Here is a 15294-nt window from a genome sequence, read left to right on the forward strand (position 1 = left end):
GAGCGGCGGCCATCATTCGTCGGCCTCCTTCGCGGTCTTCGGATAGACGCGCACCAGCACGATGCGCGGCCCGTTCATCTTCTTCACGACGACGTCGAAGCGATCGAACGACACGCGCTGCCCTTCGGTCGGCAAATCGCTCAACGCCTGGATCACGAGGCCGCCGACCGATTCCGCGCGTCCTTCGTCGATGTCGATGCCGAGCGCCTGCTCGAGCGACACGACGGGCAGGCTGCCCTTGCCCATCAGCGTGCCGTCGTCGAGGCGCGTCCAGTCCGCGTCGCCCTGGCGGAACTCGTCGTGGATCTGGCCGACCAGCGCGCCGAGCAGGTTGTCGAGCGTCAGGAAACCGATCGGCTTCTCGCCCTTGTTGCCGACCAGCGCGAAGTGCGGCGCGCCCTTGCGGAAGCGGCGGAACAGCTCCAGCGCCGGCGTGTCGGGCTTCACGTACTGCACCGGGCGCACGTAGTCGGACAGGTCCTCCAGCGCCGCGCCCGCATGACGCGCGAGCAGCAGGTCCTTCAGGTGGATCAGCCCGCTGACCTGTTCGCGCGACGTATTCTCGAACAGCGGATAGCGGCTGAAGCGGTGCCGCGCGACGATTTCCATGTTGTCGGGCAGCGGCAGGTCGCGGCGCAGGCCGATCATTTCATGCGCCGGCCGCATCAGGTCCGACACCGTCATCGACGAGAAATCGAGCGAATGCGCGAGCGTGTTCCACTCGTCGTTGGTGTACGTGCCGCGCGCCGGCTGCGCCGTGTTGCCCGCGGCGCTGCGGCGGCCGCGCAGGATCAGCTTCAGTTCGTCGGTCGAATAGTGCGCATCGCCGCCGTGGTCGGCCGACAGCCCCGCGAGCCTCAGCACCGCGTTCGCGCTGCTGTTGAGCACCCAGATCGCCGGATACATCGCCCAGTAGAACGCATAGAGCGGCAGCGCGACCCACAGGCCGACCTTCTCCGACTGGCGGATCGCCATCGATTTCGGCGCGAGCTCGCCGACCACGATGTGCAGGAACGAGATCAGCGAGAACGCGAATACGAGCGAGATCAGGTGCACGATGCGTTCGGACTCCACGCCGATCAGGTCGAGCAGCGGGCCGATCAGTTCCGCGAACGCCGGCTCGCCGACCCAGCCGAGGCCGAGCGACGCGAGCGTGATGCCGAGCTGGCACGCGGACAGATACGCGTCGAGTCGACCGTGCACGACAGCGAGGATGCGCCCGCGCAGGCCGTGCTTGCGGGCAAGCGTCTTGACGCGCGTCGCGCGCAGTTTGACGAGGCCGAATTCGGCTGCGACGAAAAACCCGTTCAGGGCCACCAGGAACAACGCGCCGATGAGCGCGAAGATCTGTAACAAAGAATCGCTCCAGTCATGACAGGCCCAACAGTATAGGGCCGGAAAGGAAGTTGTAATGTGTCGGACGGCCGAATGGCTTAGCCCGCCGCCTCGCAGGGAACCGCGAGCGACAGCGTGACGACGGCGCCGTCGGCGAACGCAGCGTGCGTGAAGGTGCCGCCGTGCGCGAGCGCGACACGCTGGCACAGCGCGAGTACCCACGCGACGCGCTTCGCGTCGCGCGAGCGCAGCATCTCGCGACGGGCGAACGCGTCGAACGCGTGCGGCAGCGCCGGATCGGCGAGCGCGGCGGCGCTCACGCCGCAGGTGACATGCGCGACGCACTGCGCGCCGTCGCGCGTGCACGCGAACGTCACGCGGTTGCCGGCGGCACTGGCTTCGACGGCCGTCGTCAGCATCGTCCAGAGCGCCTGCGCGAGGCGTTCGCGATCGGCGCGCAGTGACGGCTCGCCGTCGGGCAGCGTCGCATCGATGCTCACCTGCCGCGCGTCGGCGAGCGCGAAGCGCACCAGCGCGAGCGTGTCGTCGAGCAGCGGGCGCAGCGCGAACGGCTGCGCGGCGATCGCGAGCGTGCGCGTTTCCGCGCGCGGCGCGTCGAGCACGTCGTCGATCAGCGCAACCTGCTGATCGATCCCGGTGCGGATGCCCGCGAGCGCGCGCTGCAGGCTCGGGTCGGCGCTCGCGAGCTGGCGCTCGAGCACGTACGCCCAGCTGTGCATTGCATTCAGCGGGCTGCGCAGGTCGTGCGACGCGGTGGAAAGCGCCTGGTCGCGCAGGAACAGCGCGGCCTCGGCGGCATAGTGCGCTGCGCGTTCGCGCAGCAGGTCGGCGGCAGGGTCGACGGGAATGGACGTCACGGAGCTGGTTTGTTGGATGCGGTTGTGATGAAAAACACGCGAATCGTCATTATAGGGATCGCGCGTGTCACGCCGGCAGCGCGTCCTCGTCCTTTTTCCGGGCGTCGCCGTTCGGCAGCAACTGGCACGCGAGCAGGCCGGCCAGCATCAGCGCGCAGCCGACCAGCGCGCGCAGCGTCAGCGTCTCGCCGAGCGCGGCCCAGCCGGCGATCGCCGCGAACACGCCTTCCATGCTGAAGATCACGGCCGCGTGCGCGGGCGCCGCATCGCGCTGCGCGACGACCTGCAGCGTATAGCCGACGCCCACCGACAGCAGCCCGCCGTACAGCAGCGTCGGCAGCGCGCTGCGCAGCATCGCGACGCTGACCGGCTCGATCACGAGGCCGGCCGCGAGACACAGCGCGCCGCACGTGACGAACTGCAGGAAGGCGAGCACGAGCGGATCGTGCCGTTTCGCGAAATGGCCGACGGCCATCACGTGCGCGGCGATGATGACCGCGCCCGCGAGCTGGAACCAGTCGCCGTAGAGCACCGAGAAATGCTCGTCGATGCTGAGGAAATACAGGCCGATCGCCGCGAGCAGCGCGCCGAACCACGTGCCGGCGCCGATCCGGTGGCGGACGAACACGCCGATCAGCGGCACGATCACGACGTACAGCGAGCTGATGAAGCCCGCGTTCGCGATGCGCGTGTACTGCAGGCCGAACTGCTGCAGCGAGATCGACACGGCGAGCAGCGCGCCAAGCGCGAGCCCCGGCACCAGCAGCGCTGGTTCGCGGCGAATCGCCGCCAGTTGCGCTCGCGACGCCGTGTTGAACGTCAGCAGCGGGATCAGCACCAGGCCGCCGAGCAGAAAGCGCAGCCCCGTGAACAGGAACGGCCCGATCACGTCGAGGCTCAGCCGTTGCGCGACGAAGGCCGAGCCCCAGATCGCGGCGGCGCCGAGCATCAGCAGGTTGGCGCGGAGGTGCTTGCGGGCTTCGGGCTTCATCGAATTCGTCAGAGGATTGCGGGCAGCGAAGCGCGTAGTTTACGCCGAGATTGCAAGACTGTCGGCAAACCTCCGCAAGGCGGCGGCCGCGCGGGTGTCGCGCACGCGCGAATACAGCACAACCTGCGAGTGCGGCAGCGGCGGCAAGCCGAATTTCGCGCCGACGTCCACCAGCGTGCGCGGCGCGACGCGCCGGGCCAGCGGGCAGACCGCGAGCCCGGCCGCGGCGGCGGCCGCGACCGCCGCGACGCCGCCGCCCGTGAAGCGCTCGCGCCACGGCCGCCCCGCGTGCTCCAGCGCGCGCAGCGCGGCGGCTCGCACGCCGCACGGCCCGGCCAGCACCGCGAGCGGCAGCGGCTCGCCCGCACGCGGCGCCCAGTCGGGCGCGGCAAGCCAGGCGAGCGGTTCGGTGAACAGCAGCGTGCCGTCGTCGCGCGGCGGGTCCTCGCCCGGCTCGTGCCGCACGATCGCCGCGTCGAGCCGGCGTTCGTCGTATTGCGCGAGCAGGTTCGACGACGTCCCCAGATGCATTTCCAGCGACAGCCCGGGATCCTGCCGGTGCAGGCTCGTCAGCACGGCCGGCAGGTCGGGCACCGCGACGTGCTCGCTGACGCCGAGCGACAGCCGGTGCACGCCGGCCGAAATCGCGCCGAGCGCATGGTCGTGCGCGTCGAGCAGCGCGCGGGCGGCCGGCAGGAAGTTTTCGCCGTCCGCCGTCAGCTTGACGACGCGCGGCGTGCGCGCGAGCAGCGGCTTGCCGAGGTGCGCTTCGAGCCGCTTCAGCTTCAGGCTGACGGCCGACTGCGTGGTGCCGAGCGCGTCGGCGGCGCGCGTGAAGCTCGCGAGATCGGCGACCAGCACGAACGCGCGTACCGCATCGAGGTCGAGGACTTTCATTTCAGATGTAAATGAATGAAATATCAATAGATGACTGTTCATTATAGTTCTGCGCGCCTAACCTGACGTTGCGTTCCCGATTTTTCAACGTCACCGAAAGGAGCAGGACCATGCCATTCACCCGAATCGCAGTGCGCGAAGGCAAACCGGCCGCCTACCGCGCGGCGCTCGTCGACGGCGTGCATCGCGCGCTGATGCACACGTTCAACGTGCCCGAGGACGACATCTTCATGGTCGTGACCGAGCACTCGGCCGAGAACTTCGTGTTCGGCCGCCACTATTTCGACATCGAACGCAGCGACGATCTCGTGATGATCCAGATCACCGCGAACAACACGCGCACGCTCGAGCAGAAACGGGCGCTGTACCGGACCATCACCGAGAACCTCGCGCGGCAGCCCGGCGTGCGGCAGCAGGACGTGTTCATCAGTCTCGTGGAAGTGCTGAAGGAGGACTGGTCGTTCGGCAACGGGATCGCGCAATACGCCGTTTGATGCGCGACAGGGCGGCCAGGCCGGATCGTCGCCCGCGCGTTTTCGCGCCGTGTACTATGGAAGCCGATTCACGGACGACGCCGGCACGCAGGATGAGCCGGCGCTTCTTCATGTGCGGGAGCCTCCATGTCGCGTGTGCTGGAAATCGTGTTGTGGCTGTCGCTGGATGCCTGGCAAGTCAAGTCGGGAAGCCGGGCACGTGGCGAGCCGCGCGATTTCGGCGCCGAACTCGTCCGTGCTTGGCGCATTTGTCCGCAGGTGCGGATGCGGCGCGGCCACGAGCGCGTGACGATCGAGCCGTGTCAGGTCGAGGAGGCCGAGCCGAGCCCCGGCGAGTGCTGGTGGACGTGGATCGAGTCGAACGCGCAGGGGCGGCGTGTCGTCGCATCCCGCACGAAGGCATTTGCGCCCGGCGTCATGGCGCGCGAGCGGTTCGACGCCGAGCATGCCGGCATTGCCGTGGCCACGCCGCTGTCCGCGCCGGCGCCGCCCGCCGATGCGCAATCGGCGCAGGCCACGGGCGAGGCTATGACGCCCGGCCCGGTTGACGAAGCGGCCGTCGCCGCCTCGTCCGGGCCGGCGCCGTTGCGGCTCGTCGCCGAGCGGAGGCGCGGGCGATGGGCGGACGACAGCGGCGTGGTGGTCGAGATGACGCTCGACGACCTCACGCTGCACGGCGGCGCCGACCTGCCGAGGCGCCACGTCGAGTTGCGCCTGGCGGCGCCCGACTGGGAAACCGTCCCCGCCCGCACGGCCGCGCTGCGCGCGCTGTTCGCCGCCGCGCGCGAGCTCAGCGGCGCATGGCCCGCGTTCGTGCAGCTGACCAGCGTGATCGATCGCGCATGTGCGGGCGAGCCGGGCGTCACCGGGCCGGTCAAGGCGAAACTCGTCGACCTGACCGGCATCCGCACGCAGCGAACCGCGCTGTTCGCGCTGTCCGGCGACATCGCCGCGCAATGGCTCGGCAACGAGGGCGGCGTGCTCGATCGCGACGATCCCGAATTCGTGCACCAGATGCGCGTCGCGCTGCGCCGGCTGCGCACGCTGATGCGCTTCTTTCCGCGCTTCGCGGACGATCAGTGGCAGGAAACCTTCGGTGTCGACCTGCGCTGGCTCGCGTCGCTCCTCGGCACGGTGCGCGACTGGGACGTGTTTTCGACCGAAAGCCTGCCCGCGCTGATCGCGGCCGATGGCGGCAGCGCCGACTGGAACGGCACGCTCGACGCCGCGCGTGCGCAGGCGACGGCGGCGCGCATCGAACTGCGCCAGGCGCTGCATTCGGCACGCTATGCGCGGCTGACGCTCGGCTGGCTCGAATGGCTGAGCACGCTCGCGCTGCCGCCGGCCGCCAGCGACGACGACGCGCCGTCGCTGCGACGACACGCGACCAAGCGCGTGCGGCGGCTGTTCGGTCATCTGTATGCATCGCCGTCGCTCACGTCGCTCGATACGGCCGCGCGGCACCAGGTGCGGATCGACACGAAGCGGCTGCGCTATGCGCTCGAATTCTTCGCGTCGCTCGCGTCGCGCCGCACGCGCAACGAAACGGTCAAGACGCTCGCGCGCGTGCAGAGCGTGCTCGGCGAAGCGAACGACACGATGGTCGCGCAGCATCATCTCGAACAACTGGCGGCACCCGCGTATCAGCTCGGTTTCGTGCGCGGCTATGGTGCCGCGCTCGAGCAACGCGCGGCGCGCGACGCCGAGGCGCTGCTCGCGAGCCTGCGCCCGCCGCGACTCGACGGCAAGCCGCGGTGAGCGGCGGCCGCTCCCTATAATGGCTCCCCGTTTTTTGCAGACCTACCCATGAGCGACGCACCGCCTCCTTCCTCCGCCGCCGGACCGCTCGGACTCGGCGGCGAACTCTGGCTGCGCGCCGGCCCGCAGACGCTCGGCGGCGCGACCCGCATCGCGCTGCTCGCGGCGATCGGCGACACCGGCTCGATCACGCGCGCGGCGAAGGCCGTCGGCCTCAGCTACAAGGCCGCGTGGGATGCGATCGATACGATGAACAACCTGGCCGGCGAGCCGCTCGTCACGCGTTCGACGGGCGGCAAGGGCGGCGGCGGCACGACGCTGACGCCGCGCGCGACGTCGCTGATCACCGCGTTCCGCACGATCGAGCGCGAGCATCGCCGCTTCATCGACGCGGCGAGCGCGGCGGTGTCCGGCTTCGACGTCGACTGGGCACTGATCGGCCGGATCGGCATGAAGACGAGCGCGCGCAACCAGCTGTTCGGCAAGGTCGAGACGATCGTGCGCGGCACGGTGAACGACGAAGTGACGCTCGTGCTGCCCGGCGGGCAGGTGATCGTCGCGGTGCTCACGCACGAAAGCGCCGACGCGCTCGGCCTCGAGCCGGGCGCGGATGCGTGCGCGCTCGTGAAGGCGTCGTGGGTCGTGCTGGCGGTCGCCGATGAAGCCGAAGCCACGTTGAAGGTGTCCGCGCGCAACCAGTTGCACGGGACGGTCGAAACCGTCGCGGCGGGCGCGGTGAACAGCGAGGTGACGCTGGCGCTCGACGGCGGCGGGACGCTGACGGCCGTCATCACGAACGACAGCGTCGGAGCGTTGCAACTCGACGTCGGCCGACGCGCGATCGCGCTGTTCAAGGCATCGAGCGTGATTCTCGCGGTGACGGGCTGATCGCGCGCGCGGTTTTCGCATTCGACGACCGTGGGTGGACGACGCGAAACCGGCGCCGCGCGACTTGCACGAGGCGCCGCTTTCGATCCCGTTGTTTCAACTTATGCCGCCGTGCGGCTTCCCTCAGGCCCCCGCGTGGCCGCCCGGGCCACGGCCGTCGTGCGCGCCGACGACGCGCGTCGGCCACTCGGCGTGCGGCGTTGCGGCCAGCACGCGCCCTTCGCTCAATTGCACGACCTGGTCGCCGAACGCGGCGACGTCGTCGGGATCGTGCGAGATGAGCACCATCGGGATATCGAGGCGCGCCTGCAGTTCGGCGAGCTCGTGGCGCATGCGCTGGCGCATCGCGCCGTCGATTGCCGCGAACGGTTCGTCGAGCAGCAGCACGTGCGGCTGCGCGACCAGCGCGCGGGCCAGCGCGACGCGCTGCTTCTGTCCGCCCGACAACTGCGACGGAAACTGGCCGGCGAGCGCGTCGAGCTCGAACGCCTGCAGCCAGTACGCGACTTCGGGCGGCGTCGTCTTCGCACGCGGGTTGCGCAGGCCGGGCGTGAGCCCGAACGCGATGTTCTGGCGTACGTTCAGGTGCGGGAACAGCGCATAGTCCTGGAACAGATACGCGACGCGGCGCGCGCGGGTCGGCACGTCGATGCCGCGCGCGGAATCGAACAGCGGTTCGCCGTTCAGCGTGATCGTGCCTTCGTCGGGCGACAGCAGGCCGGCGATCGCCTGCAGCGTCATGCTCTTGCCCGCGCCGGACGGCCCGAACAGCACGACGCGCTGCGTGGTGGCCGCGAACGACACGTCGAGCGTAAAGCGGCGCTCGGCGCTCGCGTAGGTCTTGCGGATATCGACGGCGACGCTCATGCGGGCCTCCGTCGTGCCGCGCCGCTCGCGCCGCCAACCGCGCGCACAACGGGCACGCGTGTCGCCGCGAAGCAGTAAGGATGCGATCGGCGCGTCATGTCGGCTGGCTCCGCCCGGCGCGCGACGGCACGAGCCAGCCGGTCGCGAGCAGCACGAGCACGCAGGTGATCGACGTCACCAGCACGAGGAAGTTGGCCGTGCTGTCGTCGCCGGCCTGCACCGCCGCATAGATCGCGACCGATAGCGTCTGCGTGCGCCCGGGCAGGTTGCCGGCGATCATCAGCGTCGCGCCGAATTCGCCGAGCGCGCGCGCGAAGGCGAGCAGCGCGCCGGCCAGGATGCCGCGCGTGGCGAGCGGCAGCGTCACGCGGAAGAACACCGCGGCTTCGCCGAGCCCGAGCGTGCGGGCCGCGCGTTCGAGATGCGGATCGACGCTTTCGAACGCGGTGCGCGCCGATTTCAGGATCAGCGGAAACGCGACCACCATCGACGCGATCACCGCGCCCTGCCACGTGAAGACGAGTTCGATGCCGAGCTTGTCGAGCCACGCACCGAACACGCCGCGCCGGCCGAGCAGCACGAGCAGGTAATAGCCGAGCACCGTCGGCGGCAGGACGAGCGGCAGCGTCAGCAGCGAATCGACCACGTCGCGCATCGGCGAGCGCCAGCGCGCGAGCGCGAAGGCGGCGGCGACGCCGAGCACGACGTCGAGCGCGGTCGCCCAACCGGCGACCTTCAGCGACAACAGCAGCGGTACCCACGCGTCCTGCATCATGCCGTGCTCACTTGCCCGCGGGCTTGAAGCCGAATGTCGACAGCACGGCCTGGCCCTGCGGCGACGCGACGAAGTCGATGAACGACTGCGCCTGCGCGACATGGCGGCTGTCCTTGACCACCGCGATCGGATAGGTGATGGCCGTCTGCGTCGGCACGGTCAGCGCGATCTTCACGCGGCCCGGCATGATCGCCGCGTCGGTGCCGAACACGAAGCCCGCGTCGACTTCACCGCGCGCGACGTAATCGAGGCTCTGGCGCACGTTCGCGGCCAGCACGCCCTTGGCGCTGACGGCGTCCCACACGCCTGCCGCGCGCAGCGCGCTTTCGGTATAGCGGCCGACCGGCACCGATGCCGGATCGCCGTACGCGATACGCCTCACGCCCGGCACTGTCAGGTCGTTCAGCGACGTCGGCGCGGCCGCATGGCTGTCCGCCGGCACGATCAGCACGAGCGAATTCGCCGCGAAATCGCGGCGCGTGCCGGGCACGATGACCTTTTCGGTGACGGCGCGATCCATCGCCTTCTGGTCGGCCGACGCGAACACGTCCGCCGGCGCGCCCTTGGCGATCTGCTGCATCAGCACGTCCGACGCGCCGAAGTTGAACAGCACCTTGGTCTCCGGGTGCTGCTTGTGGTACGCATCGCCGACTGCCTTGAATGCGTTCGTCAGGCTCGCGGCCGCCGACACGACCAGCTCGTCGGCAGCGCAAGCCGGCGCGCTGAACGCGATGCCCGCGGCAAGCGTGGCGAGCGGCAACAGGCGCAGCAGGGTGCGGCGAAGCGGGCGGACGGTTGAGCGCATGGTCGGGTCGTTCGAATGGTTGGAAACCGTAATCGTAATATAGGGGAGGTTATAACGCTCGACATACCGTTCATGCGCCGGGACGCATGGAACCTTCAGACGTGAAACGCGGCGGGAATGACGTGCGCGCGGCCCGTCACGCGTGCAGCGACGGCAGCGACAACCCCGTGCGGTGCAGCGACGACGGCTGCGATGCCGGCCGGTAGTTCGGATTGGCTTTCCAGCGGGCGCGGACGAACGGCCGCTCGTGCCCCGACAGCTCCAGCGCGACCTTGGTGACCCACTGGTGCGACGGCACCGTGATGCCATGCAGCGCGATCGTGACGAGCGCCAGGCTCGCGACGACCGCCGGCACCGACCAGCGGTGCGGCACCGCCTGCCAGGAGCCGGCGATGAACACGAGTGCGGCGATCGCGCCGATGATGCAGCCGGTGATCGATTCGGACGGCGAATGCGCGGCGAGCGCGACACGCGACACGCCGACCGCGATGCCGGCCGCGAGCCCGAGCGCGATGCCGGCGATCCGCACCGGCGCGCGCGTGCGGATCAGCGCGAGGAACATCGCGACGGGATAGACCGACGTGGATAGCATCGCGTGGCCGCTGAATCCGGTGAAGTCCCACGCGCGGATCCCGATGCCCCAGCCGAGGAACGCGATCTTGGTGAGCGCGACGACCCCGATCGCCGCCGCGAGCACGCCGAGCCACGCGGCGGCGCGCTGCCACGAGTAGCCGAGCGCGAGCCATACGGCGATCGTGATCGCGAGCGGCAAGGTCAGGCCAGCGCCACCGAACGCGGTGATCGTGATCCACAGGTGAGACGGCAGGTCGAACATCGGGAAGGAACGGGCAGAGGCGGGACAAATGCTTAAATCAACGCGCGAGCCGGGCGGAACGACTACAACGGATACAAGCGGTTAAACCCCAGTATAGCGCCGCGGCCGGTCGAGGCCCGTTTTTTGCGCCGCCGGGAACTATCTGCGCGCAGGAAAAATCCCAGAAACAATGTTATGGTGCATTGCACAAAGTCGAACGATGCATCAAGTATCGTGACCCTATTTTTCCTGACTGCGAGCCCGATTGATGACCAAAAGTCTGACGAAGGTATGGCTGGGGGGCGTGAAACGCATGCTGTCCCCGGCTGCCAAACGTGGGGCGCGCGATGCACAGCGGATCGCGCGCGATACGCTCGAGGCCGCGGCCTCGAGCGCCGCTACCGATCTGTCCCCGCCGCGCGAGTCGCGCGTGCGGCCGCGCGCGGCTGCATGGGCGGCAGGCGAGTGGACGCGTGGCGAGCATCCAATGGCGCCCGCGCTCGGCCGCCTCGTCCAGCAGCTCGCATACGGGCTTTATGTCCCGCCCGGCCGGCGGCGCGGCGCGATGCCGCTCGTCGTGATGCTGCACGGTTGCCAGCAATCGGTCGACGAGTTTGCGCAGGGCACGCGAATGAACCTGCTGGCCGACAAGCACGGCTTCGCCGTGCTGTATCCGGAGCAGTCGCAGCGTGCGCACGCGCACGGCTGCTGGCACTGGTATGAGGATACCGATCGCGCGGGTCGTGGCGAAGCGGATACGGTCGCGTCGCTGATTGATGCGTTGGTTGACGAGCACGGTTTCGACGCATCGCGCGTCTACGTCGCGGGGTTGTCGGCCGGCGCGGGGCTGGCGGCGCTGCTCGCACTGCACCATCCGGATCACTTCGCGGCGGTCGCGCTGCACTCGGGCCCCGCCCTCGGCGAGGCGAATTCCGGCATCAGTGCGATGGACGTGATGCGGCGCGGGCTGCGGGAGAACCCGGCGGCCGTGCTCGATGCGCTGATCGACGCCAGTGCGTATCCGGGCATGCCCGCGCTGATCGTGCAGGGTGACGCCGACCATGTCGTCGCGCCGAAGAATGCGGACCAGCTCACGGTGCAGTTCATGCGCCTGAACGGGCTCGCGGATAGCCGCGGCGCACTGCGCGGCGGCGATCGCGTGGAGACGCGCGAGGCGGGCGCGCACATCACCGACGTGCGCCGCGACGGGGAGCCGGTCGTGCGGCTTTGCCACGTCAAGGGGCTCGATCATGCGTGGGCCGGCGGCGACGAAGCCGTACCGTTTCATGCGGCGGTTGGCCCCGATGCGAGCGCGATGATCTGGTCCTTTTTCGAACAGAATCGTCGCACTGTGGCGACCGAACGACGCACCGTCTGATCGATGCTAGCCAAGGGCTAGGGTTTTCCCTATAATTCGGGAAAACCCTAGTCAAAGAACCCTTGGATTGCGAGATCGATCATGTACCTGCTGAGCCACCTCTTCCTGATGCTGACCAAGAACGCTGAAAAGGCCGCAAAAGAGCGCGCCGACGCGTACCTGTCCGAAGCCACCGACATCTATGACCTCGAATTCCGCATGCGCAAGATCGATCGCGAAGCGGCGATGAACCGTCCGTTCTCGTTCGGCTCGCGTTAAGCAGCGGAGCGCGGGCTGGCTCGTCAGCCGGTCCGGCGTATCACGCAAAAGGGCGTGTGCGGCAAGTAGCCGCACACGCCCTTTTTGCATTCGGCGCCGCGTGTCGCGTTAGACCACCGTCAGGCGCACCGGCACGTTGTTGCGGGTCGCGTTCGAGTACGGGCACACGTGGTGCGCCTTGTCGACCAGCGCCTGCGCGTCGGCCTTGTCGAGCCCCGGCAGCGACACGCGCAATTCGATGTCGAGCCCGAAGCCGCCCGCGTCGTTCGGGCCGATGCCCACTTCCGCGGTGACTTGCGTGTCGGCCGGCAGCGTCTGCTTGTTCTGGCCGGCGACGAATTTCATCGCGCTCAGGAAACAGGCCGAGTAACCTGCGGCAAACAGCTGCTCCGGGTTCGTGCCTTCCGCACCCGTGCCGCCGAGTTCACGCGGCGCGGCCAGCTTCACTTCCAGCTTGTTGTCGGCGGAAACCGCGCGGCCGTCGCGGCCGCCCGTGCTCGTGGCGCTGGTCTTGTACAGAATGTTCATCGTGCAGCTCCTGTCGGAAAAGGGGGAAAGCGGTCCGGTCGAACTGGGATGTCGCCGGCCACGAGATAAATATAGAACACAAATGATTTGTGTGCAAATGAAATTTTGAAGAAAAGGCTGACGCACCGGGCCGGTTCGCGACCGGTCGGCTCGTCAGCCTTCGTTGGCGGCCGCCAGCGCGTCGCGCAGCTGCTGGAGATCCGCGCGCAGCCTGACCAGAAACTCGGGGGTTTGCTGCATCGCGCAAAAGAGATCGCCGGGCACCGAGCGCGCCTTGACCTTCAGCGCGCGGCCTTCCGCGGTCACGCGCACGTTCACGACGCGCTCGTCCGTCGCGCTGCGCACGCGCTCGACGTAGCCGAGCGCCTCGAGCCGCTTCAGCAGCGGCGTGACGGTGGCCGGGTCGAGGTCGAGGCGGGCGGCGATGTCCTTCACCGCGATGTCGTCCCGTTCCCACAGCACGAGCATGGCCAGATATTGGGGATAGGTCAGCGACAGCTTGTCGAGCAATGGCTTGTACGCCTTCGTCATCGCATGCGAAGTCGAGTAGAGCGCGAAGCAGAGTTGGTCGTCGAGCGTCTGGGGCAGGGGGGGGAGGCGGTCCATGATTCGGGCGGCGCGGCGAACGCGCTAACGATTTGTACGCAAATTATTTTGCGCGCAAAAGATTCGATTGAACAGGGGCAACGCGTAGGGACCGGGTTGCAGCCGGAACCCGTGAAACCGGGGGCGGGCTGGCCGGGAAGGGATGGGCGGCCGGCTGCGTGCGCCGGCCGGGTTGGCATCAGCGGCCGGTCGTGGGCGTCGGGGCGCCCGGTTCCTGCACGCCGAAGCAGCCGCGATAGGTCGCGTAGAACGAGCAGTACATCATCGTGACGATGATGATCGTCACCGGCATCATGATCGTCAGCACATAGGCGCCGGCGCCGAGCGCCTGCAGCAGCAGCGACAGGCCGAACGACGAGCCGAGCGCGACGCCGAACCACAGCAGCCCGTATACGACGAATGCGCCGCGATTGCGCCAGCAGCTGACGACGCTGAAGAACAGCGCCTTGGCGGGCGGGATGTCGTGCCACGCGGTGAGCACCGGCGCGAACCAGAACAGCATCGCGACGGGCGCGTAGAGCAGCGTCGCGAGCAGCAGCGCGCCGACCGTGCCCTGCGCGGCAAGCGCTTCCGGCGTCGGACTCGTGTCGTTCGTCGCGCCCAGCATCATGTGGAGCAGGCCGCCGCCGTCCACGATGGACGACGCGGCGAACACCGCCACCATCAGCGCGACATAGACCAGGCCGAGGACGAGCAGCCGCTGCGTCGTCGCGGAGCCATACGAGCGGAAGCCGTCGATGAGGATCGTCGGCATCACCGGCTTGCCGGCGACCGTGTCGCGGCACGCGGCCATGAAGCCGACGGCGATGCCGGGGATGAACAGCAGCGGCAGCGCCGCGCCGATCACCGGCACCATCGACACCAGCGTGATGGCCAGCAGGTACGTGAAAAACAGCGTGATGAACGCGAGGGGGTTCCGGCGGAACAGCCAGATGCCTTGACGGAACCAGACATAGCCCGCTTTCGCGGGTACTTCGATCAGTTGCATGCGGTATGGGTCTCGGGAAGCGCGGGCGTGTTGGCGATACGCTCACGCAGGATGCGTTCGAAATGACCGGGGTCGTGCGGTTTGAGCATTTCGGCCGCGCGCGGCAGGTAGAAGTCGTACAGGCGCGACACCCAGAAGCGGTACGCGCCCGCGCGCAGCATGTCGCTCCAGTGGCGGCGCTCCGGGGCCGTGAACGGCCGGACCGTCTGGTACGCACGCAGCAGCGCGTCCGCGCGCGCGACGTCGAGCACGCCCGTCGCGAGGTCGACGCACCAGTCGTTGACGGTCACCGCGACGTCGAACAGCCATTTGTCGCAGCCCGCGAAATAGAAATCGAAGAAGCCGCCGAGCCGTACGTCATGACCGGTGCCGGGCGCCGCGTGCGCGAACAGCACGTTGTCGCGGAACAGGTCGCAGTGGCATGGGCCGCTCGGCAGCGCCGCATAGTCGTCGGACGCGAAGAACGCGGCCTGGTGCGCGAGTTCGCCCTCGAGCAGCGTGCGTTGCGCGTCGGAAACGAACGGAACGATCGCCGGGACGTTTTCCCGCCACCACGGCAGGCTGCGCAGGTTCGGCTGGTAGCGCGCATAGTCGCGCCCCGCCAGGTGCAGGCGCGCGAGCATCTGTCCGACCTCGATACAGTGTTCGATCCCCGGCGCGAGTTCGGCGGCGCCGTCGAGCTTCGTGACGATCGCGGCCGGCTTGCCGTGCAGCAGACCGAACAGCGCGCCGTCGTCGCGCGGGATCGGATCCGGCACCGGCACGCCGTGGCTCGCCAGATGGCGCATCAGGTCGAGGTAGAACGGCAGCTGTTCGGCCGTCAGCTTTTCGAAGATCGTCAGGACGTACTCGCCGCGCGTCGTCGTCAGGAAGAAGTTGCTGTTTTCGATACCGGACGGAATGCCGCGGAACGCCAGCACGTCGCCCAGTTCGTAGTGGCGCATCCATTGCGCGAGATCGGAGTCGGAAACAGCGGTGAAAACGGCCATGCGAGATGCGTCAGGTCAGTTGTCGGCACGCGCGCGGCGTGCGGC

The 15294-nt window shown here is 68.7% G+C and carries 17 protein-coding genes; 5 read left to right on the top strand and 12 right to left on the bottom strand.

The window, feature by feature from the left end; genetic code table 11:
- Positions 1-12: 12 nt before the first annotated feature.
- From BAMB_RS16250 to BAMB_RS16265, 4 genes are all read right to left on the bottom strand, one after another.
- Positions 13-1356 (bottom strand): hemolysin family protein, encoded by a 1344-nt coding sequence (locus BAMB_RS16250; RefSeq protein WP_011658268.1) that lies wholly within the window; start codon positions 1354-1356, stop codon positions 13-15.
- 77 nt (positions 1357-1433) lie between these two features.
- Positions 1434-2213, bottom strand: coding sequence for a sensor histidine kinase (locus tag BAMB_RS16255; RefSeq protein WP_011658269.1), 780 nt, complete (start codon positions 2211-2213; stop codon positions 1434-1436).
- A gap of 67 nt (positions 2214-2280) precedes the next feature.
- Positions 2281-3204, bottom strand: a complete 924-nt coding sequence (locus tag BAMB_RS16260; RefSeq protein ID WP_011658270.1) for a DMT family transporter — start codon at positions 3202-3204, stop codon at positions 2281-2283.
- Between the two features lie 39 nt (positions 3205-3243).
- Positions 3244-4101, bottom strand: a complete 858-nt coding sequence (locus BAMB_RS16265) for a LysR family transcriptional regulator (RefSeq protein WP_041491413.1) — start codon at positions 4099-4101, stop codon at positions 3244-3246.
- Between the two features lie 110 nt (positions 4102-4211).
- Between BAMB_RS16265 and BAMB_RS16270 the strand changes: the two genes are divergently transcribed.
- The 3 genes from BAMB_RS16270 (at position 4212) to BAMB_RS16280 (ending at position 7241) form a co-directional block, all read left to right on the top strand.
- A complete protein-coding gene (locus BAMB_RS16270; RefSeq protein WP_011658272.1) occupies positions 4212-4595 on the top strand; it encodes a tautomerase family protein in 384 nt (127 codons plus the stop codon).
- A 126-nt stretch (positions 4596-4721) separates the two neighbouring features.
- A complete protein-coding gene (locus BAMB_RS16275; protein WP_011658273.1) occupies positions 4722-6353 on the top strand; it encodes a CHAD domain-containing protein in 1632 nt (543 codons plus the stop codon).
- A gap of 48 nt (positions 6354-6401) precedes the next feature.
- Positions 6402-7241, top strand: coding sequence for a TOBE domain-containing protein (locus tag BAMB_RS16280; RefSeq protein ID WP_011658274.1), 840 nt, complete (start codon positions 6402-6404; stop codon positions 7239-7241).
- Between the two features lie 123 nt (positions 7242-7364).
- Here BAMB_RS16280 and BAMB_RS16285 read toward each other — a convergent pair whose 3' ends face one another.
- From BAMB_RS16285 to BAMB_RS16300, 4 genes are all read right to left on the bottom strand, one after another.
- Complete coding sequence (locus BAMB_RS16285; RefSeq protein WP_011658275.1) at positions 7365-8108, bottom strand: ATP-binding cassette domain-containing protein; 744 nt, start codon at positions 8106-8108, stop codon at positions 7365-7367.
- A gap of 94 nt (positions 8109-8202) precedes the next feature.
- Complete coding sequence (modB, locus tag BAMB_RS16290; RefSeq protein WP_041491617.1) at positions 8203-8880, bottom strand: molybdate ABC transporter permease subunit; 678 nt, start codon at positions 8878-8880, stop codon at positions 8203-8205.
- Positions 8881-8890: 10 nt separating this feature from the next.
- Positions 8891-9688 carry a molybdate ABC transporter substrate-binding protein gene (modA, locus tag BAMB_RS16295; protein ID WP_011658277.1) on the bottom strand — a complete coding sequence of 266 codons (798 nt, stop codon included), beginning with the start codon at positions 9686-9688 and terminating at the stop codon, positions 8891-8893.
- A gap of 136 nt (positions 9689-9824) precedes the next feature.
- Positions 9825-10523: a phosphatase PAP2 family protein gene (locus BAMB_RS16300; protein ID WP_011658278.1), complete on the bottom strand. Its 699-nt coding sequence runs from the start codon at positions 10521-10523 to the stop codon at positions 9825-9827.
- Between the two features lie 247 nt (positions 10524-10770).
- Here BAMB_RS16300 and BAMB_RS16305 point away from each other — a divergent pair, with 247 nt between their 5' ends.
- The gene (locus BAMB_RS16305; protein ID WP_011658279.1) at positions 10771-11880 is read left to right on the top strand and encodes an extracellular catalytic domain type 1 short-chain-length polyhydroxyalkanoate depolymerase; all 1110 of its coding nucleotides are present in this window, start codon (positions 10771-10773) and stop codon (positions 11878-11880) included.
- Positions 11881-11961: 81 nt separating this feature from the next.
- On the top strand, positions 11962-12138 hold the full coding sequence (locus BAMB_RS33915) for a DUF3563 family protein (RefSeq protein ID WP_006753395.1): 177 nt from the start codon (positions 11962-11964) through the stop codon (positions 12136-12138).
- 108 nt (positions 12139-12246) lie between these two features.
- Here the strand turns inward: BAMB_RS33915 and BAMB_RS16310 are convergent, their stop codons facing one another.
- The 4 genes from BAMB_RS16310 to BAMB_RS16325 all read right to left on the bottom strand — a co-directional run bounded on the left by BAMB_RS16310 (position 12247) and on the right by BAMB_RS16325 (position 15249).
- Positions 12247-12666 carry an organic hydroperoxide resistance protein gene (locus BAMB_RS16310; protein WP_011658280.1) on the bottom strand — a complete coding sequence of 140 codons (420 nt, stop codon included), beginning with the start codon at positions 12664-12666 and terminating at the stop codon, positions 12247-12249.
- Between the two features lie 153 nt (positions 12667-12819).
- Positions 12820-13272 carry a MarR family winged helix-turn-helix transcriptional regulator gene (locus BAMB_RS16315; RefSeq protein WP_011658281.1) on the bottom strand — a complete coding sequence of 151 codons (453 nt, stop codon included), beginning with the start codon at positions 13270-13272 and terminating at the stop codon, positions 12820-12822.
- A gap of 178 nt (positions 13273-13450) precedes the next feature.
- Positions 13451-14260, bottom strand: coding sequence for a BPSS1780 family membrane protein (locus BAMB_RS16320; protein WP_011658282.1), 810 nt, complete (start codon positions 14258-14260; stop codon positions 13451-13453).
- Entirely contained in the window at positions 14251-15249 is a 999-nt protein-coding gene (locus BAMB_RS16325) for a homoserine kinase (protein WP_011658283.1), read from the bottom strand. Before BAMB_RS16325 ends, BAMB_RS16320 begins: the two co-directional genes overlap by 10 nt.
- Positions 15250-15294 lie beyond the last annotated feature (45 nt).

Source organism: Burkholderia ambifaria AMMD, assembly GCF_000203915.1.
In the GTDB taxonomy this organism is placed as follows: Bacteria; Pseudomonadota; Gammaproteobacteria; order Burkholderiales; family Burkholderiaceae; genus Burkholderia; species Burkholderia ambifaria.

Bases quoted from the DNA above. Each gene is read 5' to 3' on its own strand.
- BAMB_RS16265 (WP_041491413.1), bottom strand. From the start codon at position 4,101: ATGAAAGTCCTCGACCTCGATGCGGTACGCGCGTTCGTGCTGGTCGCC.
- BAMB_RS16260 (WP_011658270.1), bottom strand. From the start codon at position 3,204: ATGAAGCCCGAAGCCCGCAAGCACCTCCGCGCCAACCTGCTGATGCTC.
- BAMB_RS16305 (WP_011658279.1), top strand. From the start codon at position 10,771: ATGACCAAAAGTCTGACGAAGGTATGGCTGGGGGGCGTGAAACGCATG.
- BAMB_RS16315 (WP_011658281.1), bottom strand. From the start codon at position 13,272: ATGGACCGCCTCCCCCCCCTGCCCCAGACGCTCGACGACCAACTCTGC.
- BAMB_RS16285 (WP_011658275.1), bottom strand. From the start codon at position 8,108: ATGAGCGTCGCCGTCGATATCCGCAAGACCTACGCGAGCGCCGAGCGC.
- BAMB_RS16300 (WP_011658278.1), bottom strand. From the start codon at position 10,523: ATGTTCGACCTGCCGTCTCACCTGTGGATCACGATCACCGCGTTCGGT.
- modA (WP_011658277.1), bottom strand. From the start codon at position 9,688: ATGCGCTCAACCGTCCGCCCGCTTCGCCGCACCCTGCTGCGCCTGTTG.
- BAMB_RS16325 (WP_011658283.1), bottom strand. From the start codon at position 15,249: ATGGCCGTTTTCACCGCTGTTTCCGACTCCGATCTCGCGCAATGGATG.
- modB (WP_041491617.1), bottom strand. From the start codon at position 8,880: ATGCAGGACGCGTGGGTACCGCTGCTGTTGTCGCTGAAGGTCGCCGGT.
- BAMB_RS16275 (WP_011658273.1), top strand. From the start codon at position 4,722: ATGTCGCGTGTGCTGGAAATCGTGTTGTGGCTGTCGCTGGATGCCTGG.
- BAMB_RS16310 (WP_011658280.1), bottom strand. From the start codon at position 12,666: ATGAACATTCTGTACAAGACCAGCGCCACGAGCACGGGCGGCCGCGAC.
- BAMB_RS16270 (WP_011658272.1), top strand. From the start codon at position 4,212: ATGCCATTCACCCGAATCGCAGTGCGCGAAGGCAAACCGGCCGCCTAC.
- BAMB_RS16280 (WP_011658274.1), top strand. From the start codon at position 6,402: ATGAGCGACGCACCGCCTCCTTCCTCCGCCGCCGGACCGCTCGGACTC.
- BAMB_RS16320 (WP_011658282.1), bottom strand. From the start codon at position 14,260: ATGCAACTGATCGAAGTACCCGCGAAAGCGGGCTATGTCTGGTTCCGT.
- BAMB_RS33915 (WP_006753395.1), top strand. From the start codon at position 11,962: ATGTACCTGCTGAGCCACCTCTTCCTGATGCTGACCAAGAACGCTGAA.